At 43.0% G+C, this 21,533-nt stretch carries 16 protein-coding genes; 9 read left to right on the top strand and 7 right to left on the bottom strand.

The window, feature by feature from the left end:
* Positions 1-131 precede the first annotated feature (131 nt).
* Complete coding sequence (locus ACSX1H_RS18075) at positions 132-533, bottom strand: transposase (protein ID WP_439185655.1); 402 nt, start codon at positions 531-533, stop codon at positions 132-134.
* A gap of 394 nt (positions 534-927) precedes the next feature.
* Here ACSX1H_RS18075 and ACSX1H_RS18070 point away from each other — a divergent pair, with 394 nt between their 5' ends.
* The 3 genes from ACSX1H_RS18070 to ACSX1H_RS18060 all read left to right on the top strand — a co-directional run bounded on the left by ACSX1H_RS18070 (position 928) and on the right by ACSX1H_RS18060 (position 2,763).
* Positions 928-1,779 (top strand): FKBP-type peptidyl-prolyl cis-trans isomerase, encoded by an 852-nt coding sequence (locus ACSX1H_RS18070; protein WP_439185654.1) that lies wholly within the window; start codon positions 928-930, stop codon positions 1,777-1,779.
* A gap of 79 nt (positions 1,780-1,858) precedes the next feature.
* Entirely contained in the window at positions 1,859-2,431 is a 573-nt protein-coding gene (locus ACSX1H_RS18065) for a class I SAM-dependent methyltransferase (protein ID WP_439185653.1), read from the top strand.
* Positions 2,432-2,433: 2 nt separating this feature from the next.
* Positions 2,434-2,763 carry a TraR/DksA C4-type zinc finger protein gene (locus ACSX1H_RS18060; protein ID WP_439185652.1) on the top strand — a complete coding sequence of 110 codons (330 nt, stop codon included), beginning with the start codon at positions 2,434-2,436 and terminating at the stop codon, positions 2,761-2,763.
* Positions 2,764-2,929: 166 nt separating this feature from the next.
* On the opposite strand, the gene ACSX1H_RS18055 is transcribed toward ACSX1H_RS18060, so the two are convergent.
* Positions 2,930-7,435 (bottom strand): hypothetical protein, encoded by a 4,506-nt coding sequence (locus ACSX1H_RS18055; protein ID WP_439185650.1) that lies wholly within the window; start codon positions 7,433-7,435, stop codon positions 2,930-2,932.
* A gap of 43 nt (positions 7,436-7,478) precedes the next feature.
* Positions 7,479-8,318: a 50S ribosomal protein L11 methyltransferase gene (prmA, locus tag ACSX1H_RS18050; protein WP_439185649.1), complete on the bottom strand. Its 840-nt coding sequence runs from the start codon at positions 8,316-8,318 to the stop codon at positions 7,479-7,481.
* A gap of 230 nt (positions 8,319-8,548) precedes the next feature.
* Between prmA and ACSX1H_RS18045 the strand changes: the two genes are divergently transcribed.
* From ACSX1H_RS18045 to ACSX1H_RS18035, 3 genes are read left to right on the top strand one after another with little or no spacing between them, the layout of a single operon-like run.
* Positions 8,549-10,810, top strand: coding sequence for a sensor histidine kinase (locus ACSX1H_RS18045; protein WP_439185648.1), 2,262 nt, complete (start codon positions 8,549-8,551; stop codon positions 10,808-10,810).
* 45 nt (positions 10,811-10,855) lie between these two features.
* Positions 10,856-11,551, top strand: a complete 696-nt coding sequence (locus ACSX1H_RS18040; RefSeq protein WP_439185647.1) for a 16S rRNA (uracil(1498)-N(3))-methyltransferase — start codon at positions 10,856-10,858, stop codon at positions 11,549-11,551.
* The gene (locus ACSX1H_RS18035; protein WP_439185646.1) at positions 11,544-12,884 is read left to right on the top strand and encodes a zinc-dependent peptidase; all 1,341 of its coding nucleotides are present in this window, start codon (positions 11,544-11,546) and stop codon (positions 12,882-12,884) included. Before ACSX1H_RS18040 ends, ACSX1H_RS18035 begins: the two co-directional genes overlap by 8 nt.
* Here the strand turns inward: ACSX1H_RS18035 and ACSX1H_RS18030 are convergent.
* Both ACSX1H_RS18030 and ACSX1H_RS18025 read right to left on the bottom strand, forming a co-directional pair.
* Positions 12,881-13,279, bottom strand: a complete 399-nt coding sequence (locus tag ACSX1H_RS18030; RefSeq protein WP_439185645.1) for an RrF2 family transcriptional regulator — start codon at positions 13,277-13,279, stop codon at positions 12,881-12,883. The two genes, ACSX1H_RS18035 and ACSX1H_RS18030, sit on opposite strands and share 4 nt — an antisense overlap.
* Before the next feature lie 102 nt (positions 13,280-13,381).
* Positions 13,382-15,028: a diphosphate--fructose-6-phosphate 1-phosphotransferase gene (locus ACSX1H_RS18025; protein ID WP_439185644.1), complete on the bottom strand. Its 1,647-nt coding sequence runs from the start codon at positions 15,026-15,028 to the stop codon at positions 13,382-13,384.
* Between the two features lie 316 nt (positions 15,029-15,344).
* Between ACSX1H_RS18025 and ACSX1H_RS18020 the strand changes: the two genes are divergently transcribed.
* Positions 15,345-16,562 carry a 6-phosphofructokinase gene (locus tag ACSX1H_RS18020; RefSeq protein WP_439185643.1) on the top strand — a complete coding sequence of 406 codons (1,218 nt, stop codon included), beginning with the start codon at positions 15,345-15,347 and terminating at the stop codon, positions 16,560-16,562.
* A 101-nt stretch (positions 16,563-16,663) separates the two neighbouring features.
* Positions 16,664-17,659, top strand: coding sequence for a glycosyltransferase family 2 protein (locus tag ACSX1H_RS18015; RefSeq protein ID WP_439185642.1), 996 nt, complete (start codon positions 16,664-16,666; stop codon positions 17,657-17,659).
* Here ACSX1H_RS18015 and ACSX1H_RS18010 read toward each other — a convergent pair.
* Positions 17,656-17,862 carry a hypothetical protein gene (locus ACSX1H_RS18010; RefSeq protein WP_439185641.1) on the bottom strand — a complete coding sequence of 69 codons (207 nt, stop codon included), beginning with the start codon at positions 17,860-17,862 and terminating at the stop codon, positions 17,656-17,658. The two genes, ACSX1H_RS18015 and ACSX1H_RS18010, sit on opposite strands and share 4 nt — an antisense overlap.
* Positions 17,863-17,926: 64 nt before the next feature.
* A complete protein-coding gene (locus tag ACSX1H_RS18005) occupies positions 17,927-18,520 on the bottom strand; it encodes a sigma-70 family RNA polymerase sigma factor (protein ID WP_439185639.1) in 594 nt (197 codons plus the stop codon).
* Between the two features lie 205 nt (positions 18,521-18,725).
* Here ACSX1H_RS18005 and uvrA point away from each other — a divergent pair, with 205 nt between their 5' ends.
* On the top strand, positions 18,726-21,533 hold the full coding sequence (uvrA, locus tag ACSX1H_RS18000) for an excinuclease ABC subunit UvrA (protein WP_439185638.1): 2,808 nt from the start codon (positions 18,726-18,728) through the stop codon (positions 21,531-21,533).

The following is a 21,533-nucleotide window of genomic DNA, read 5'->3' as shown; positions in this document are numbered from 1 at the left end:
TCTATCAATCCCTTCTCTCCACTATAATCACGAGCACTGCTGTACACATAATCTTCAGGATGAAAAACCAATCCTTCTTCAACCGGATTGTTATGGATGTAGCTAATCTTTTCTTCAATGACTTTATTGCTCTATAGCTCAATCGGCTTATTGTCATGCCTCCAAAACTGGCATTTATTGACATTTGATGATTTCAATGCCGCTTTCTCAAAATGCTCTAACAGCCAATCCCTGCGACTTTCTCTTGGATTATTCTTTATCGCTTTTATGATTTCATTGCTGGTAAAACGTTTAAAATCGCCTAACAGCAAATCTGGCTTCTGACCTTGAATGCTTCTAAATATTAAATGCACATGATTGGTCATAATGCACCAGGCAAAGAGTTCCATTCCTTTCTTTTGTTGACAAAAGCATAGGCTATCAAGTAGAATATCTTTGTATTCATTGCGTGTAAAAACATCCAGCCACTCGACTACTGCAAAGCTTACAAAATAAACTCCTTCTGGATGATAGAACTTGTAATTGCGGCTCATAGCATCAAATATAACAAAAGCCACCCTAAAAAATAGAGCAGCTTTTGTTTTAACTTATTTGTACTTTGCTAATCCACGCGAAAGGATTCGCGCGGGAGCTGGGACTCTCGATTGAGACTTTCATACTAAGTGCGGGCAAACTGTTAGAATTTATAAGGCTTTCCAAAAATTTAAGCACCCACTCAATCTAATTATTAATCGGCACACACTAGGCTTTCCGTCCTCCTCAAGTACAAGCACCTGATTAAGTGCCTCTAAGAAATACTCCATCATATTTTTTGCTTTTTTTTCGCCACAAAAGCAACCCCCCTCCTCAAAAATGTATCTAGTTAGCAGGTCGCTGTGGGGACAGCACCATTACCAATTGATATACATAAAAAACACAAGGAGAAGAATGATGAGAAAGATTGTATCCTATTTATTGTTGATACCTTTATTTACAAGTTGTTTAAAAGACGACTATGTAGATTACACCGTGGTAGATGAAGAGATAATCAGCACCTACCTCACCGAACACAATATAGACGCCGAGCGCCACTCGTCGGGCTTATATTACCAAATAGTGAATTTTGGAAGCGGAGCGCCCATCGGGGCCAATGAGTCGATTGATGAAAAAGTGACCTTTTCGTACAAAGGCTACCTCACCAACGGAAAAGTCTTTGCCGATACCGAAGGTAAAAATGTAACTCAGTACCTGTCCCAGCTGCTGTATGGGTTCCAAATTGGTTTTCAGGAAGTCAACCGCCTGGGACAAATCCATTTATACGTTCCCTCGGGCTTAGCTTATGGCGCGGCAGAAAAAAATGGCGTGCCAGCCAACTCGGTCGTTATTTTTGAAGTGAAAATTGATCGCGATCAGGATGACATGGACGAAGAGATTATATCGACCTACCTGGAAGAGCAGGGAATTGAAGCGCAGCGCGACGAATCGGGCCTGTACTATCAGATTCTGGAACCGGGCGATGGCCCTACTGTACCAGAAACTGCATGGGTTGATGTGAGTTACAAAGGCAGCTTATTAAATGGCGAAATATTTGATGAAGGAACACTGAGCCGCACACCACTGGATAACCTCATTGAGGCCTGGCGCATAGGCGTGCCTAAGCTTAAAAAAGGCAGCAAAGCTATTTTTTATTGTCCTTCGCAGCTGTGTTACGGCAGCAGCACACGATATGATGAAGACGGCAAGGTATCCATTCCGTCTAACAGCATTTTAATATTTGAAATGACCATCGTTAACTTTTAGTGTCCAATTAGTTAATCGTCCGGCCCTGGTTCATAGCGAATCAGGGCTTTTTTTTGTAATTTGCACACAAATAGTTCCTATGAGTGCATCATTTTTCGAAGACAAACAGAATGTGAAACACTACCTCGAAATGACGGCCGACTATGATGGCAGCTGGTTTTTTGAGCAGTTCACGCGCTTTATTCCACAGTCCTGCAAAGCACTGGAACTGGGAATGGGCCCTGGTAAAGATCTGGACAACATCCGACAGAAATACGACGTCACGGGCTCCGACTATTCTTTTCTGTTTGCCGAACACTACAAGCATCAGCACCCCGAAGTAAAAGTGATGGTGCTGGACGCGGTGACCATCAAAACCAACAAGCAATTTGATTGCATATACTCCAATAAGGTACTCCACCACCTCACAGTCAACAATCTGAAGGCTTCATTGGCGCGACAGGCCGATGTTCTTAATCACGAAGGAATGCTCCTGCATACCTTCTGGCGAGGCAGGGGCACCGATGAATTTCAAGGACTGTTTTTTCAGTATTACGAAGCCGAAGAGTTGCAGGAACTGTTTAGCCCCTTGTTCAACATTATTCACATCGCCCCCTACCAGGAGCTAAAGGCAGATGACTCCATTATTGTAGTGGCTCAGAAAAAAGCATAAGCATGTCCATTAATAAATCCGAAATAGAACAACTTATCGGCCAACAAATTGCTGGTGAGGAGCGCAAAATACGCTCTTTAAAGGAGCTGACGCAAGCCATTGCGCCCGATGATGCCATTGGACGTGTGAGCCGCATGGATGCCATCAACAACAAGAGTGTGAATGAAGCAGCACTGCGTCAGACTGAGGCCCGGCTCACCCAACTGCAGCAGGCTCTTAAGCGGCTTAATGAACCTAATTTTGGCAGATGCATACAGTGCAAAGGTGCCATTCCGGCCGGCCGGTTGGTATTGATGCCCGAGAGCCGTAAATGCATGAAATGTGCCCGCTGATAGCTCTGCCGCCCACTGCTGATTGACACATGCATCTAACCCAGTACTAGCCCATAAGGCATTTATTAACCTATGGTTATTGCCTAATTTTTAACTCAGGTTATGACACAAAAAAAGTGCTTGCTCAAAACGAACAAGCACCTTCCTTTTGCTTTAATGCCTTATTTTATTCACCTGCTTCCTGCTGAGCTCCTGTCTGATTTTCATCCGTCTCAACTTCGGCAGTTTCCTCAGTTTCACCATCCTCTTCGACATGCTTTACCGATGCCGATTTAAAGCTGGCCACAAAATTGTCCTTCTTACTGTCCGGAGCCATAATAAAGGTATAGCCTTTATCGCCAAAACCACCCTTTTGTCGGCGATCATCCGAGTTCAAAGTCTGCACAATCGTGTTATAGCTCGAGTTGGACGACAAGGTTTGCATCATGCTGTTTTTATACCCAAAGTACACCCAGGTATTAGCGTCAAACTCAATATACATTTCAAAGGAGTTGCCGCTGCGTTTGCGGGTGATCTCGGCCAGCACATTCACCTCCTTATTCACCACCAGGTCATTTATATAAGCTAAATCGGCCTTGCCATTGGCTACAAAAGCCCGTTTTTGAGTATCCCACTCAAAGTTAATATCGCTAAACAGCAGCATCTGCTGAACCTCGTCTGGTAAGCCTTGTGCCGCACCACTTATGCCGCGCTGCTGCTCAGCTTTTACAGCTCGCTGGTGGCCGCACCACTCTGCCAGGCGCTTAATGTAAGTCTCTTTGCTTAGCTTGGAGGCTTTCGCCGATGAAGACACAATGCTATTATACAATACCTCCTGAGCCTCTTCATTGAAAAAGAAGTCAATACCCATCATGGCCGATAGCATCATTTTATTAGCCCCTCTGTCGTGCACTATCGTTCCATTGGCTTTGGTCATCACGTGCTCCAGATCGACGCCCAGGTTAATCTTTCCATGCCCCTGTATATTACAGCCTGCCTCCGAAAAGCGCATTAGCGTACCGGTGGTATCGGGATTAGCCAATTTATTGGCCGAAGCAATATCAAAGGCCCGCTCCTGATCGTTGTACACAAGAAATCCTGAGGCATTGACCATCGAAATATCGCTGTAATCCTTGCGATCCTCAGCAAACGACGAATAGACATGAGTACTGTCCTTGGTAATAAAGAAGTCTTTATAAACTTCTTCATAATCAATATTCTGCACCTCTTCACCTATCGGAATCCGCACATCAGCAGGGTCAATCAGGCTCTCAAAACGGATGTATGTTTGGGGCCCTTGCGAGCAGCGGTGCAGCATTTGAACACCTCCATCGAAGGAAATCAATTGCTCCGTCGCTTTAAGCGTTGCATCCCCCTGAAAGGCAAAGTGCGAATCGAAGGTGAATAAATCCTGTGGCGTAATTTTCGCTTCAGCAATGGTCATCTCTTCTTTGCCATACTCAATATTGTGCATGTTAAGCGTTAACTGCTTGCCGTCACCATTCAGGTAGTCGTACTTTCCATAGCCCTGATAAGCGTATTTACCAGTAACATTAACCCGGGCATCATAAAGGGTGTGCTGCGTTAACGAATCCTTATCGATCACAATGCGCACACTATCCAAGGGGTCGATCTTGGCATCTTCCCGTATCGTCACCAACCCATCACTCAGCAGCAGATTTGCATCTCCCACCTCAATGTTCTTTACTTCCTCAGCAAAAATGGTTTTGCTTTCTGCATCGTACTTGGCCATCGGCACAAAAAACGATAAAGAATCCTGGCGACGGTGGGTCGAAACAAAACGGTTCCCTGCCGATCCGCGGGCTCCCATAGAAATATCGTTTTGATCCATGTTCCACGAGAACTCGTTAATGAACGATACAAAGCGGTTATCTGTAAAATCAACTTTACTACCTCCCGAACGCGATTTAAAGGTTCCCTGGCGGGTTTCAAAATCAATGTTTGAAATAAGGTTGGTAGTAGCAAAACTTACGCCTTCAACCTCGGCTCCCGACAGGTTAAAGTCTGATGAATCGGCCACAATTGCATGATCGGTAAAATCAATACTGGCTGACTTTACGTTGGCACTCTTCATTTCGAAAGTACCGCCACCGCTCATGCCAGAGGGTGTAATCTTAATTTTACCTTCTAACTGCGCCTCCTCATTATACATGGTAAAATTCTGCTCCTGGCTGGTCGCGTAAAACTCTTCCTCCTCTGGCAAATATTCGATGTAGGCAAACTCCGAACTCACATCGGGCAAAAGTAGATCGTCTGTTTTCTTTTCTACCGTAAAATCGTGCACCTGTCCCTTCACCATGTTGGGCAAAAAGGTAAAACCTTCGGAGTGCGAGGTGATGGACATGTAGTTGAGCACACCATTCCCCTTCAGACCATCATTACTCAAATCAATGGTACTGGTAAAAGTGGCCTTTCCATCGTAGATAGAGTAGCCTTCTTCTGGCGTTTGGCGGCTGAAACCCAGCGAGTAGTCGGGACGGATGGTCAGATTCTCTTCAAAAGTGGGGAAAATATTGGACTGAAACTCCCCGCTAAAGTTAAAGTTAGCCCTTTTCAGGGTGTTAATACTGTCCATTTCAAAAGGGTCGAGCGTGAAGAAAAATTCCTCTTTATCGTAGGCCCCATCTTGCACTGCAGGATTATCGAAATAAACGTACGATTCAACCTGGCTATTGATAATCGGGTAATGCGGATTATTTTTGATACCGGATTTATTATCCGGCTCATCAATCTGCAGATAGCCTGACAGCTGCGAAATAATGTTCCCAACATCTTTTAGCACCGGCAAACCAAAGTAATCATTTTCACCCGACTGCACTTTCATTTTCAGTGAATCGATATTACTCATATCAATCCTGAAATCCTCGTACAAAAACTTGAAACCATCGCCCGAAAGACGCAGCATACCCGCATTGATGGTTCCGTTAAAAATAAAGTTCCTGTTTTCCTTTATGGTAATCTCCTTGTTACGCGGAAAGAACACGACATTTTGATGATCACTGATCGAAATATTCTCCACGCCGTTCAGGTTCAAATCGTAACTTTCCAAATCGAGCTGAGCATTGGTTACCTCACTATCCGTCAGGGAGGTAAATCGAATAACGTCATAATCCTTATTACCAAGCCTGAAATCGATATAATCATGCAGGCGCTGACGAATGATTACCTCATCGGTATTAACGTTGTATCCCACAAACCCATAAAAAGAAAGCTGAATGAGCTGTTGCCGCACCGGACTCTCTGGAAAGCCCATAAAGCGGGCATATTGAGCGGCAGTAAACGGCTGTCCGTGATAATAATTGTCGCAATTACGAAGGCCTTGCAAGGGGTGAATGGCATCCATTCCCTGCAGCTGGTTATAAAAGTCCTGTCGAAAATAGCTTAATGATTCAAAAAAGGCCTGGTTTTGCGCGGCCCCGGTCAACATGCGCATGTCCATAACCGGCGTTCCCACTGTCCATTTTATAAGTTCCACATCCAGACTTATATTATGATAGGTATCAAAATAAGGGCTCTGAGCCAAGCCTTCGCCATTACGAATCAAATGAATTTCATTGGCTTCGGCCATGTATTTGAACATCAGCCCCGGATGGTAGATAAACCCCTTATCCACGGCAATGGACACCTCTGTTTCGTTACTTACAATCTGATCTTTTCGTAAGGCAAAATACAAGGACTTAGCCGTTATAAAAACCGTATCGTTATGAAAGATAGTTATAGTGGCAGGCTTCTCTTCGGTACCGGCTCCCAAAAATTTAGCTCCATTTTGGGCAAACCCGCCTTCATAGTCAATATTAGGATGAATCTTTTCGATTTTAAACCGCTGCTCCGAAGTAATAAACTTAGGGTAGTTTGCCGACTCCGGATTACTGATGGGCATTACTTTATGCTCCAAAGAACCTTTTAAAGGATAATCAAAATAGTACTGGTTATAAAACTCTACGCTATCAACCTTAAATGTCGGCTTATCCATTTTTACTTCGTAGGCTCCAAAAGTGGCATATACTTTTGATGCCTCAAAGCCCGAGCGCTCCCAGGTGACCTTTCCCTTGTCTCCTAACCACTTTTCGTCCAATGGATACAAGGTACCGGAGGTGTTGTATATAACTATACTATCGCGCTTAGAAGCACACACCAGGTTAGTCTCTTCCACCCTCAGAGTCAATTCCTTATCTTTATACTCGTAGGCATAATTGCCTGAACGGGCATACCATGTTAAGGCAGGCGTGGTATAAATGGCCCGGTTCTCCGCCAGGTTTTTACTGATCTCCAAAAAGCTCTTTAAATGCCTCAAGGCAAACCTGGGCTCATCCAATAAATCACTCATTGCCTGGTGCCAGTTAGCAAAACTCTCCTGCGGATGTCCGCCGTTTTTAAACGCCATAATGGTACTCAGGTAGATGTGATAATCGGGATAAGGCCGCGCCCGCTTTATTGCCATCTGCTTACAGGTTGCAATAATCAAAGCCTGTAAATCGGCCTCCTGTGCGGACCAGAACAGTTCGAATTGCTCAATAAATTCTTTGGCAGCTTTTCGGTCGGTAGCTCCTTTAAAAACTTCTTCCATTTCGCTGACAAAAACATCTGTCTGCCCGCTAAACTTGTGCTGTGCTCTTAAAAACTGGCCTCCAATGGCTATAAAAATCAATAAGGCAAGTAGTCTTTTAATCATACAATTAAGGTTCTTCAGTTGCGTGTTGGTACACTATATTCGTTTACTCGGCTTTTATATACGCAACTGCGGTCCAATTGTTATCAGTTTTTTGTGCCAGCATGCTTAGGCCATGTTGACGTGCCTCAGCATCAATTACTGGCAGGTCCTCGTTATAAAACCCACTAAAAATAATCTTCCCATTGGGTTTCAGTACCTTGGCATAACTGGCCATGTCGTTGAGCAAAATATTGCGGTTAATATTGGCCAATATTAAATCGTACGCTGTTTTTCCAAGTAATTCGGCGCCGCCTAACTGAATGTGCATATTGGTTATATTATTTAGCTCCAAATTATCTTTGGCATTGCTGTAGGCCCATTCGTCAATATCAATACCTTCAACCATCCGGGCCCCTTTCATGGCGCAGAGCATTCCTAAAATAGCTGTTCCACAACCCATATCCAGCACTTCCAAATTATCAACATTCGTTTCGAGTATGTGCTGCACCATTAAACTGGTTGTTTCGTGGTGCCCGGTTCCAAATGCCATGCGCGGATCAATAATGATTTCATAACGACAAGTCTCTACATCTTGGTGAAATGAACTGCGAATAATACATTCATCACCAATTTTAATGGGCTTAAAAAAATTGTCTTCCCACACTTTATTCCAATTTTGCTGGGCAATGGCCTCACTGGAGAAACTCCAGGCAATGCCTTCAAGCGGACACTCAAGCTGGCCAAGCTGCTCTTCTGAGAAATTCTGACTTGGAATGTAGGCATCAAATCCTTTTTCATTCTCCTCGAAACTTTCAAATCCCATCTCTCCCATTTGCGCGATTAACAGCTCATTAGCAACCTGGTTGGGAGGTGTTACCAACATCGAAACCTTTGTGTATTCCATTTGTTTTTTTTGCAAAAGTATTTAAAAAGATACAGATACTTTGATAAAAGAAGAATCAGGACCGTTTTATTTTGCCCCGAAAGCATGCTTCACTGAGTGATGCAGAAGTGCAGCCCACTTGCATGAGCATTTTTTGCACTGAGATGCCGTGCCATTTTTCATCATAATAATATGCTGTAGAATTAAATTCTTTGAGTATCTTTAACTGACAACTAATTATGCATTAATTGATGATTAAAAGCCAGACCCTGCCACCACTTCTGCTTATCTTTTCTCTTATCTTTCAAGCACTAACAGGCACTGCAAATGCAGAGAGACTCAAAGAGGTGCTCGTTCTTAACTCCTACCACCACGGCTTTCAGTGGACAGCTGATATTAATAATGCCATAACCAGCCATTTTACTGAGGACGAATCTGTTCGCGTTTTTTATGAATTCATGGACAGTAAACGCTTTAATTCGGATGAGTACTTTGAGGCGCTGTACCAGCAATACCTGATTAAATATAAAGGCAAGGTAATTGATGGCATCATCTGCTCCGATAACAGGGCTTTTGACTTTTTTATTAAGCACGGTAATGAGATATGGGGAAATGTGCCGGTTGCCTTTTGTGGCGTCAATAATATTGGCGATCAACTGGAACTTCTGGACACCAATCAGCACGTAATTATCCACGAAACTATAGATATTAAAGGCACCATAGAAATTATTGAGCAGTTGCAGCCCGAGCTGGAAGAGCTGATTGTAATTTCTGACGAAACACTCTCAGGTAACATCTTTCTGGAGCAGTTTATGGAGGCGTTTAAAAGTAGAAAACGCAATTACACCTATCAAATCATTAATAACACTCACCCCGAAGGACTTCGCCGGGCCTTAAATGAACTTCCTTCCAGTAACCGGGCTATTTACCTGTTGAGCCTTTACACCGAACGCAATAGTATTCCCAATGAAATGATGCATGAGAGTCAGTATTTTTTCAAGAATATAGACATCCCCATCTACAGCAACTGGGATTTTCTGATGCCGCATTTAATTGTTGGTGGGCGCATCCTCAAAGCAGCCGATCAGGGACGCCTTTCGGCCCAGCTGATGGACCAAATACTGCGGAAGCAGGCGGTTGCATTAGACAACGAGCCACCTACCTATACCATTTTCGATCAGCAGCTTCTAAAAAAACACCAACTCGATACAGACAGCTTAAGCTATAACTTTGAGCTCATTAACGAAGACATTCAGTTGATAAAGAGTTACAAAAAAGAGCTCATCATCATATTAAGCATTCTCTGTGTTTTTATTTTTATTATTCTGCTGCTGGTGGGAGATATTATAAAACGAAAACGAGTAGAAATAAGCTTTATCGAAAGCGAGAAAAGACTTGAACTGGCCATCGACGGAGCTAATGAAGGGCTATGGGACATAGAGCTGGATAAGAATGACATATACATCAACGAACAGTTTGCCCACATGCTGGGCTACCAATCGGCCAGTGAATTAGATATCAACATGAATAACTGGCATGTTTTTGTGTTTCCACAAGATATTGAGCAAATGCGTGAAGCCTACAGCTTACATCAAGCAGGTAAAGACGAAGCCTTTCGGTGTGAAGCAAGGTTGTATAACAGTAACAACGAATACTCCTGGTTCTCCATCCACGGAAAAATTACTGAAATTATTAATGGAAAACCAACGCGGATAACCGGAGTCATTCTGGACATTAGTAACCAGAAGGCCTTTGAAAACGAGTTACAAAAAGCGAAAGAAAAAGCCGAAGAAAGCGATCGCTTAAAATCCTCTTTCCTGGCAAATATGTCGCATGAGATACGCACCCCTATGAATGCCATACTTGGCTTTACTGATTTGCTTTTATGCAACCAGCTCAGCAAAAAAGAGCAGGCAGATTATCTGAATATGATTAAACGTGGAGGTGAAAACCTGCTCACCCTCATCAACGACATCATCGACATCAGCAAAATAGAATCGGGCCAGCTTAAAATACAGGAAGCACTGGTTAATATTAACGAACTGGTCAGCGAAGCACACAGCGTGGGACTGAGCCTTTGTGGCAACCTGCAAAAGCAGCTTCAGATACATGTAGAACACACTGTTACAGACAATCAAAAAGTCATTTACACCGACCCTTTGAGGGTGTATCAAATCTTGCTCAACCTGCTTTCCAATGCCATTAAGTTTACCGAAAAAGGCCAGGTCGAAATTAGCTATAGCATTACCAACGATGAATGGCTCACCCTTTCGGTAAAAGATACAGGCCCGGGTATTTCGGAAAGAGATAAAGCGGTTATTTTTGATCGATTTCGCCAGGCTGATGAATCGACCAGCAAAAAACATGGTGGCACAGGCTTAGGGCTTTCCATCACCAAAAGCCTTGTTGAAATGATGAATGGCAAGATAGATCTGATTTCAGATCCCCCAAACGGGTCGGAATTTATTGTTAAAATACCCGTTAAATTAAAGCATAAGCCGGTTTACAGTTAAGATGATTTGCACAAAGCTTTATATCTTTACAGCAAATAATTGAGTATGGAGGTATTTTTTGATCCCGCCTTTGAGGGCAACGGAGTGCTTAATGAAGCCGAGAGTAAACACTGCATTAATGTGTTACGACATAAATCAGGAGATAAAATAACTGTAGCCAATGGCAAAGGACAGTATTACACCTGCCGCATCATTAACCCGCACCCAAAAAAATGTGAATTAGAGTTAGTTCAAGCAATTAACTATGAGCCAAAACCCTATGCAATACACATGGCTGTAGCGCCAACAAAAAGCATTGACCGCTTTGAGTGGCTCATTGAAAAAGCAATGGAACTGGGGGTTGATGAAATCACCCCACTACTGTGTCATCACTCGGAACGCAAAAAAATACGAACCGATCGGATTGAACGCGTGGTTATTGCGGCCATGAAGCAGTCGTTAAAAGCCTACCTGCCAAAAATCAACGAACTAACGCCATTTGATACCTTTATTGAGCAAAATGCCCATAGCAAAGGCTTTATCGCCCATTGCTATGAATCAGAAAAACTGCCTTTAAAAACAGCGTATCAGAATGGCACCAGCTGTACCTTGTGCATTGGCCCCGAAGGCGACTTCTCTGAAAAAGAAGTTGAGTTCGCCATCAAAGCTGGGTATCAACCTGTATCACTGGGCAACAGCCGCTTAAGAACTGAAACTGCCGGCGTGGTTGCCTGTCATACAATACACCTGTTAAATGACTAATGAGCACCTATATGTAATCCTGATTTTTATGTCGGGAATGGCCATTGCGCTGGCAATTGTTACCTACGAGTATTTTAAGTTTAAAAAGTCGCACACCATCACCCTCAAGGTTGCCCGGCAATCGCCCAGATGGAAAAAAATAAAACAAACGCTTGAAAATGAGTTTGAATATTACAAGCAATTACCCGAAGAGCTGAAACCCGACTTTGTTCTGCGCACCTATAAGTTTATGAAGCAGAGCAACTGGATTGCTTCGGGACAACCCATTGTTAGCACTTACAAAAAAGTGCTGATATCAGCCTCGGCCATACAACTGACGTTTGGGCTTAAAGAATTTAACTTTGGCAGATTCAGAACCATCCTCGTGCACGAAGATGCCTACTACAACCGATTAACCAGGCAATACCACCGTGGTGAGGTCAATCAGGCCGGCCTAATCGTATTATCGTGGAAGTATTTCGAGGAAGGATATGCCAATACGGCCGACAAAATTAACCTTGGCCTGCACGAAATGGCTCATGCAATGGATTTAGCCTTACTCCTGTCGCATGGACGTAGGTACAACATCCACCGCTTAATGGAAAAGTTCAGGCAGTCGGCATTTGATAAATTGATCGAAATACGGCAGCACGACAAGCAGTTTTTCAGAGCGTATGGAACAAGCAATCCGCGTGAGTTCTTTTCAGTTGCTGTTGAGCATTTTTTTGAAGCCCCATCAGCTTTTCGGGAGCATCTACCTGATTTATACCTGGAGATGTGTCAGCTGCTCAATCAGGATCCTTGCAACCGCGTATTCAGAGGGTTTAAATCGCCACACAGCACGCTTTACAGCAACCGCTTTAACGCGGGACACAAATACGCATACAAGCCACAGATAGCTTTATGGCCAAATGCCAATATTCTGGTGCCCTTTACCACCTTTTCGGTCATGTGTGCGCTGCTGTTTCCGGTTATTAATGCCTTGGTGGATGAGTGGTCACTCTTTTTAGTGATTGCCTTAAGTGCCACCTATTTAACTGGTATATCGATAATTTACGCCACAAAAGCTAATAAGCTGGAAGTAATCGATGAGCATCTTCTAACGAAGAAAATACTGCCAGGTAATAATTATGCCCATTCGGTTCATCTAAAAAACATCATTGATTTAACCTTCACCTATATGCTCACCTACTATCGGGTTGACATTACTTATTTCGAAGGGGAAGAAATCCGAACAAAGGCCCGCTCTCTTTACTTTTCACCGGCCAACATAAAAAAGCTGGAGCGACTATTACTCCAGCAAAGCATTAAGATTAAGCACAATAACAAATGGCTTAAAAAGGAAAATTTTTAAATGTACTCGTTTAAAAAGTGACTTTCCATATATTCTTTAAACTCCTTCGTCATATTTTTTGACAAATCACCCAACATACAGGAACCAATAATGCAAGTGCGCTTATCTCCCGGGCACGACTGGATGGCCACTCTGCCTTCAATCGCTTCATAAATCATTAACAGTGAAACTTCTGAAGGATCCTGCTTCAATATAAAGCCGCCGCTAGGCCCCCTGTTAGACGCGACAAAATCCTCTTTAGCGAGTCGCTGCATCACTTTCGCTACATGATGCTTAGAGCTGTCAATAGCCTCTGAAATCTGATTGACATTAAGCTTTGTTTCACTTCTGGCAATAAGTACCATGGAGTGCAAAGCAATTGAGGCTGCTTCAGAAAGTGTTACAATTTTCGACATGATTTAAATAAAAAAGGAAATTGAATACTCAAATAGTTATTTGAGCAAAAATATAAAAAAACCCGTAACGACACGCGTTACGGGTTATAATATTTATAATTTCTAAGCTTGTTCGTACATCAGGGTTTTAGTGGTAGTATCACACACCTCTGATGGGCCAAAGTACTGAATTGGACCTGGATACACATAGCTGGTAGTGATTGCCCACTCGTCGCGGTTCTCTACCAACTTCTGGAAAGGAGCACCATTTAGCTTTACTAACGCCTTCTGAATAACAGGCTTCATTTCGCCATGGCGTTTCTCCATATTCATCATCATAGTTACTGGCACACCACCGGCAATCCACTCCGATGAAGGAGCTGTTAGATTACGTACCGATGCCATGTAACCTGTTTTACCTTCACCAATCAACAATGAAGCTGTATTACCTAAAGCATAGCAATAGTCTGCATCAAAGTTAGAAGGAGCAGCACAACGACCTTCGTAACCAAAGAAGTGAGGCTGACCTTTGAATTTACCTTTGAATTCGCCGGCTTTTTTCATTTTCTTAAGCTTCGCCTTCACCATGTCAATCAACATCTTCTCTGTTTCGATCAGCGACACCTGCACATTACCGTGTGGGTCACGATCCAACATCAGCTGATTAGCAATTGAGTTTGGTAACGAAACAAATACTTCACGTGACTCTTCTGAAATTTTACCTGCCACAAACTCACGTCGCTCTTTGTTGGTTTCGAACTCATTCACGGCCGCTTCGTTGTGAGCTAAAAAGTCATTCAACTCAGCAATCAATTTTTTCATAGCAGGAATGAACTCCACCAATCCTTCAGGAATAAGAACTGTACCAAAGTTATCGCCATTTTTAGCACGTGTAGCTACAATGTTAGCTAAGTAGGTTACAACATCATCCAAAGTTTGCTGCTTGGCCTCTACCTCTTCCGAAATAATGGTAGCATTAGGCTGCGTTTGCAAGGCACACTCTAAAGCAATGTGTGAAGCTGAACGTCCCATCAATTTAATGAAGTGCCAGTATTTTTTAGCCGAATTGGCATCGCGCTGAATGTTACCAATCAACTCACTATACACCTTACAAGCCGTGTCAAAACCAAATGAAGTTTCAATCATTTCGTTTTTCAGGTCACCATCAATGGTTTTTGGCACACCAATTACCTGAACACCGGCATTGTTATTTTTGTAATACTCGGCCAAAACGCAAGCATTTGTATTGGAGTCATCACCGCCGATAATCACCAAAGCGGTAATGCCTAATTCCTTACAATTAACCAAGGCTTTTTCAAACTGCGCTTCTTCTTCCAATTTGGTACGTCCCGATCCGATAATATCAAAACCACCAGTATTTCTATAATGATTCACCACCTCTTCAGTGAGCTCAATGTACTGATTGTCAACCAATCCACCTGGACCACCCAGAAAACCATACAGCTTATTTTCGGAATTCAGCTTTTTCAAGCCATCATAAAGACCTGAAATAACATTGTGTCCACCTGGTGCCTGACCACCAGAAAGAATTACTCCTACATTCTGAACAGCATATTCCTTTTTCTCACCTGGCTCGAAAGTTAAAACAGGCATACCGTAGGTATTCGGAAACATGCTTTTTATCTCTGCCTGATCAGCGACTGATTCTGTTGCTTTTCCTTCAACAATCTTAACACCACCTGTTAAAGAAGATGGCATTTTTGGCACATAATTTTCGCGTGCAATCTGAAGTGGACTTTTAATCATCATACTGTGTTGTGTATTGTTTTAATTTCCTATCTGAACAAAACGTGTTTACTAACACCTTTTGAATGAATTGCAAATTTGCTTATATTTTTTTAAAACAGGAAGTTTCAATCTTAACAATTTACAATCTTTAACTAATTTAGAGTGAATTTGAGTAAAGTAAAAAATAAAGCTTCTTATTCGTTTACATTTCAAAAGTGTATTTGTAAGCAAAACGATAAAACTGCCTTTTATCACTTTTTTTAAGTCCTTAGAATTGATTTGCAGTTTTTTAGGTAATATCTTGTAGAAACCTGAATATTATTAATCTTTTTGAGTTATGATATTAAAAAAACACGCATCAAAAACAATTGCCATATTAACCGGAGGCGGAGATGTTCCCGGACTGAATCCTGCCATCAGAGCCATTACTATTAGAGCTATCCGAGAAGGATTCAAAGTTATTGGCATTAAAAACGGATGGAAAGGGGTGATTTCCATTAACCCTCTTCTGCCACTCGAAGAGCAAACCTACTGCATGTTGCTGGATGATCATATTGTTAACCGCCTTGGCAGAACCGGAGGCACATTTCTACATTCCAGCCGCACCAAAGCCGATCGGGTGCCCATCAGCGAAGTGCCCGATCACCTCAAAACCGACTACAAGGATGAGTTTAATGATCTAACGCACGAAGCCGTTAAAAACCTGAATCACCTGGGTATTGATTACCTTATTCCCATTGGTGGCGACGACACCTTAAGCTATGCCGTGCGCCTGCATCGCGAAGGCATCAGAACCATTGGAATTCCAAAAACAATGGATGGCGATGTGCCAGGAACAGAATACTGCATTGGTTTTAGTACTTGTGTTACCCGCACAATTGAACTGGCCCACGCTTTGCGCACTTGTGCCGGTTCGCATGAGCGTTTTCTGGTACTCGAAGTATTTGGACGCAATGCCGGCTTCTCAGCCTTACTGCCAACGGTAGGTGGCGCTGCCGACCGCTGCATCATCCCCGAACATCAAATAAATATTGAGCAATTAACCGCTCTGATGGTTGAAGACCGAAATAATAATCCCAGTAAATATGCAGTAGTTTTAGTATCAGAAGGTGCCAGTTACGAAGGTGGCAATATTGTTTATTCCAGTCACGAAACCGATGCATTTGGCCACAAAAAATTAGGTGGTATTGGCGAAGATATCGGCCAGCAGCTAAAACGTCTTTCCCCCAAATTCAATAATGGCAAAGCCATTAATGTAATCAACCAGAAGCTGGGCTATCTGGTGCGTTCGGGCATGCCCGATGCCCTCGACTCGATTGTGCCAACCGCATATGCCAATCTGGCCATGGATTTAATTATACAAGGCATATCCGGACAAATGGTATGTATTAATGACGGAAAATATAACCACATATCGATTGAGGCCGTCAAGAAAAATGAAAAAGGCGAAAGCACCAAGAAAGTCAATGTCAATAAGTTCTACGACACGAACCGCTACCGTCCTATTTATTCAAACATCAATGGAGATCCGATGCTCATTTTAACCAGAGAGTAAAAATAACAAGCCCTGCATTTTGCATAATGCAGGGCTTTAACGTTCAATAACCTTTTCGGATAACATTATTTACTATATTTGGTGGCATAAAGTGAGAAGCCATGCAATTTTCAGTAATAATTCCTATTTATAACAGACCCGATGAAATTGTTGAATTGTTAGAATCGCTAACATTGCAGTCTGCTCAATCGGTGTTCGAAGTTATTATTGTTGAAGATGGTTCATCGGTACCTTGCCACGATGTGATTGAGCCATACTTCAGTCAATTAAATTTACAGTACTATACACAGGAGAACCAAGGACCCGGCCCAGCCAGAAACCATGGTGCCTCAAAGGCCAAAGGGGAATACCTCATATTCTTTGATAGCGACTGTATTATCCCCTCCAACTATTTTGCCCATGTAATTGAGCACCTTGAGATACAGCCCTTGGACTGCTTTGGAGGACCAGACAAATCTCATCCGTTTTTTACCCCTATCCAAAAGGCCATCAGCTATTCGATGACCTCGCCAATAACGACTGGCGGTATCCGCGGGGGCAGCCATAAAATGGATAAATTTTATCCGCGAAGCTTTAACCTTGGAATTCGAAAGCAAACCTTTGAAGCTATTAACGGATTTGGCGAAATGCGCTTTGGTGAGGATCTTGATCTGAGCATGCGGGTGATGAACGCAGGATATAAGGTGGGTTTGATAAGCGAAGCATACGTTTACCACAAACGACGCACGCATTTTAAAGCGTTTTTTAAGCAGGTATTTAACTCTGGAATTGCGCGCATTGACCTATCACTGCTTCACCCAGGCACACTCAAACCCGTGCATCTTTTGCCTACCATATTTACCATCGGCTATCCAATGCTTTTGGTGCTATATTTATGGTGGTCGAAATGGTTTTTGGTGCTATTCCTTTTGTTTCCAGTCATCATATTTCTGGATGCACAAATCAGAACCCGACAGTTTATGGTAGCCCTTTTAAGTACCTGGGCCTCTATCATTCAATTAATTGGCTATGGCACAGGGTTTATGAAGGCATTTTGGGTGCGTATCATAAAAAAGAAAGGGGCTTTTCATAATTTTGCCAAGTCCTTCTACGACTAGTTAACCACAATTCCACATGGCCTGCCGGCTACTTTTATTGGGTGGTAAGAGCGCGCAAACGCTTTTATCTTAGTAATCACAAACTCGTGCGGCAGCAAGTCATTATTCTTGAACAAGGCATCGGGTAAGCGCTCGAAAAGATTCAGTAAGTAATCGGCCTCCTCTTCGCGGGCCGAATAATCATGGGTAGATGTTTCACTCATAGGCACTGTGTTCAATAAAAGAATTACAATTACAAAACGCAGTGCCTATAAAAATATTGTACAACTACTGCAAGGTTAATGAAATATTGCGCTCATCAGCTAAGCGCCTCAGGTTCATCAAAGCATAGCGCATGCGCCCCAAGGCCGTATTAATGCTAACATTGGTTTCTTCAGCTATCTCCTTGAAACTTAAGTCGCGATAATGGCGCATCACAACCACTTCCTTCTGATTATCAGGTAATAATTCAACCAAACGTCCTACTTGCTGCATTACCTGATCATACACCATCTGTTCTTCAACAGACTTATCGGCAAACGAAGTGGAGTTAAACAGATCATACTCATAGCTATCATTGGAAATAACCGATTGGTTCTTTTGCTTCCGGTAGTAATCAATGATTAAATTATGAGCGATACGCATCACCCATGAAGAAAACTTACCCGAATCGTTATACCGCCCGTTTTTAAGCGTTCTGATAACGCGGATAAAAGCTTCCTGAAAGATATCTTCAGCCAGCTCCTGCTGCTTAACACACATTACAATGTAGGAAAATATTTTAGCTTTATGACGCTCAATAAGTACATCAATTGAACCAGCGTCACCAGCAACAAAATCCTTTACAAGTTGCTCATCAGAAAGCACTAATTGCTTTTCCATAATATTTCATTTTAAACATCTCGTAAAGGTGCTTCGATAGGCGTCTTTTTTTGTAGGTATGTATTTTGTTGTTTCCGACCGTAAAAAAAGTAAAAAAATGTTTAAAAACCAAATAGAGCCTCAACACTAACTATCTGCTCATTGTTTTGTTTTAATTGTGACATGCACAACATATCTTTGTTAGCACTAAATATATTTGCAAATCATGCAGGAGAAAGCAATTACGGTTAAAGGCGCCAGGGTTCATAACCTGAAAAATATAGATGTCGAGATACCTCGCAATCAATTCATTGTGATAACGGGTGTTTCGGGAAGCGGAAAATCATCATTAGCCTTTGATACTCTCTACGCGGAAGGACAGCGGCGATATGTGGAAAGTTTAAGTGCCTATGCACGTCAGTTCCTTGGCCGATTAGATAAACCCGATGTGGACTTTATTAAAGGCATCCCGCCGGCAATAGCCATCGAACAAAAGGTAAACACCCGCAACCCGCGCTCTACAGTTGGCACCAGCACAGAGATATACGACTACATCAAGCTCCTGTTTGCCCGAATCGGCAGAACCATATCCCCCATTAGTGGAAAAGAAGTTAAAAGGCATTATACCAGCGATGTGGTTGAATTCATCAAGCAGCTGGACAAAGGCACCAAGCTGGCCATTATGTCACCGATTGTATTTGCCGATAACCGCCAGTGCCACGAGCACCTGGAGGTGCTACTAAAACAAGGGTTTAGCCGCGTTGAAGCCAATGGCCAACTACTGCGGATTGATGAGCTGCTCAGCGAAAAAAGCCATTCAGAAACCAGCTATTCCGAAATACTTCTGGTAATCGATCGGCTCACGGCCGCGGATGATGAAGACACATTAGGGCGTTTGGCCGATTCCGTTCAAACCGCTTTTTATGAAGGCAAGGGCGAATGCCTGGTTAAGGTTTACGGTCGCGATGAAACATCCTCACATGAGTTCTCCAATAAGTTCGAACTGGATGGCATCGAATTCGAGATTCCAACAGAGCACATGTTTACGTTCAATAATCCGGTGGGAGCCTGCCCCGAATGCGAAGGATTTGGAAACGTAATTGGCATTGATGAAGATTTAGTGGTTCCCAATAAAAGCCTCTCGGTTTTTGAAGATGCGATAGCCTGTTGGAAAGGGGATAAAATGAAAACATGGAAGGATCGCTTAATACATAATGCTCACCAGTTTAATTTCCCCGTTCACAGTCCGTATTTTGAGCTGAGCAAAGAACAAAGAGAGTTGTTATGGACTGGCAACCGTCATTTCAAAGGATTAAATACCTTTTTCAAGCACCTGGAAGAAAAGCAATATAAGATACAGTACCGTGTCATGCTCTCCAGATACCGGGGCAAAACCACCTGCCCTTCGTGCAGAGGCACACGCCTTAAAAAGGAAGCCAGCTGGGTGAAAATAGGGCAAATGAGTATTCATGATTTGGTGGTGATGCCCATTGATGATTTACTGAACTTCTTCAAATCGCTTCACCTTTCACCACACGAAAAAGACGTATCAAAGCGTTTATTACACGAGATCCACTCCCGCCTGCACTTCCTTTGCAATGTTGGACTGGGCTATCTGACCCTCAACCGGCTGTCGTCCACCCTATCCGGCGGCGAAAGTCAACGCATTAACTTGGCAACGAGCCTGGGCAGCAGCCTTGTTGGCTCCCTGTACATTCTGGATGAACCAAGCATTGGTTTACACTCCAGAGACACTAAATTATTAATCAATGTGTTACGCCATTTACAGCAAGTGGGCAATACAGTGATAGTGGTTGAGCACGATGAAGACATCATCCGCTCTGCCGATACCATCATCGATATTGGTCCATTAGCCGGACGCTTGGGTGGAGAGTTAGTCTTTCAGGGGGATTACCGCCAGCTGGAGGCCTCTGAAAGCAGCCTGACCACAAAATACCTGAAAGGAATAGAATCGATACCTGTGCCACAAAACAGGCGCCCGTTTAATGACACTATTGTGATTAAGGGAGCTAATGAAAACAACCTGAAAAACATCCATGTAACGTTTCCTCTTAACGTTATAACGGTTGTTACTGGTGTTTCAGGAAGCGGAAAATCCTCTCTGGTCAAAAAGATCCTCTATCCTGCTCTGAAAAAACATCTGGGAGGATACGCTGACAAAACAGGTGCTTTTGACTTAATTGAAGGGGCTCTCTCCAAAATTAATGATGTAGAGTTTGTGGATCAGAACCCTATTGGTAAAAGCTCTCGCTCTAATCCAGCCACCTACCTGAAAGCTTATGATGAGATAAGAAAGCTAATGGCCGATCAACAGGCTGCCAAGCAAAATGGGTTTAAGCCGTCTCATTTTTCCTTTAATATTGATGGCGGCCGGTGTGAAGAATGCCAGGGCGAAGGAACAATTAAGGTAGAGATGCAGTTTATGGCAGACATAATTTTGCAATGCGAAAGCTGCAAAGGTAAGCGGTTTAAAGACGAAGTGCTGGAAGTGAGGTACAACGAAAAAAACGTGTACGACATACTGGAGATGACTGTCAATGAAGCCATCGACTTCTTTAGTGAAACAGCTAAATCAACAGAAAAAAGAATCATTAAACGCCTTAAACCCCTACAAGATGTGGGCTTGGGCTATATTAAACTTGGCCAGTCATCCAGCACGCTTAGTGGAGGCGAAAGCCAACGGGTTAAGCTGGCTTTTTTTCTGGCCAATGAGCGCAGCCAGCCAACCATGTTTATTTTCGACGAACCAACAACCGGCTTGCATTTTCATGATATTAAAAAGCTTCTGGAAGCCTTTTCGGCACTCATTAAAAAAGGCCATTCCTTAATTATTGTAGAACACAACATGGACGTTATCAAATGCGCCGACTGGGTGATTGACCTGGGACCTGAAGGCGGTAATGCTGGCGGACATATCGTCTTTGAAGGTACCCCCGAAAAGCTGATAGATTGCTCGGAATCGTATACTGGTCAATATTTAAAAACACACATAAACACAAAGAGCTCTGATTAA

The sequence above is a fragment of the Carboxylicivirga taeanensis genome (assembly GCF_051851475.1).
Taxonomy (GTDB): domain Bacteria; phylum Bacteroidota; class Bacteroidia; order Bacteroidales; family Marinilabiliaceae; genus Carboxylicivirga; species Carboxylicivirga taeanensis.
Note: the sequence above shows the minus strand (reverse complement) of the source record. Positions and strands in the feature narration are given on the sequence as shown.

Coding starts and splice junctions, on each gene's coding strand:
- ACSX1H_RS18075 (WP_439185655.1), bottom strand. CDS start 533: ATGAGCCGCAATTACAAGTTCTATCATCCAGAAGGAGTTTATTTTGTA.
- ACSX1H_RS18070 (WP_439185654.1), top strand. CDS start 928: ATGATGAGAAAGATTGTATCCTATTTATTGTTGATACCTTTATTTACA.
- ACSX1H_RS18065 (WP_439185653.1), top strand. CDS start 1,859: ATGAGTGCATCATTTTTCGAAGACAAACAGAATGTGAAACACTACCTC.
- ACSX1H_RS18060 (WP_439185652.1), top strand. CDS start 2,434: ATGTCCATTAATAAATCCGAAATAGAACAACTTATCGGCCAACAAATT.
- ACSX1H_RS18055 (WP_439185650.1), bottom strand. CDS start 7,435: ATGATTAAAAGACTACTTGCCTTATTGATTTTTATAGCCATTGGAGGC.
- prmA (WP_439185649.1), bottom strand. CDS start 8,318: ATGGAATACACAAAGGTTTCGATGTTGGTAACACCTCCCAACCAGGTT.
- ACSX1H_RS18045 (WP_439185648.1), top strand. CDS start 8,549: ATGATTAAAAGCCAGACCCTGCCACCACTTCTGCTTATCTTTTCTCTT.
- ACSX1H_RS18040 (WP_439185647.1), top strand. CDS start 10,856: ATGGAGGTATTTTTTGATCCCGCCTTTGAGGGCAACGGAGTGCTTAAT.
- ACSX1H_RS18035 (WP_439185646.1), top strand. CDS start 11,544: ATGACTAATGAGCACCTATATGTAATCCTGATTTTTATGTCGGGAATG.
- ACSX1H_RS18030 (WP_439185645.1), bottom strand. CDS start 13,279: ATGTCGAAAATTGTAACACTTTCTGAAGCAGCCTCAATTGCTTTGCAC.
- ACSX1H_RS18025 (WP_439185644.1), bottom strand. CDS start 15,028: ATGATGATTAAAAGTCCACTTCAGATTGCACGCGAAAATTATGTGCCA.
- ACSX1H_RS18020 (WP_439185643.1), top strand. CDS start 15,345: ATGATATTAAAAAAACACGCATCAAAAACAATTGCCATATTAACCGGA.
- ACSX1H_RS18015 (WP_439185642.1), top strand. CDS start 16,664: ATGCAATTTTCAGTAATAATTCCTATTTATAACAGACCCGATGAAATT.
- ACSX1H_RS18010 (WP_439185641.1), bottom strand. CDS start 17,862: ATGAGTGAAACATCTACCCATGATTATTCGGCCCGCGAAGAGGAGGCC.
- ACSX1H_RS18005 (WP_439185639.1), bottom strand. CDS start 18,520: ATGGAAAAGCAATTAGTGCTTTCTGATGAGCAACTTGTAAAGGATTTT.
- uvrA (WP_439185638.1), top strand. CDS start 18,726: ATGCAGGAGAAAGCAATTACGGTTAAAGGCGCCAGGGTTCATAACCTG.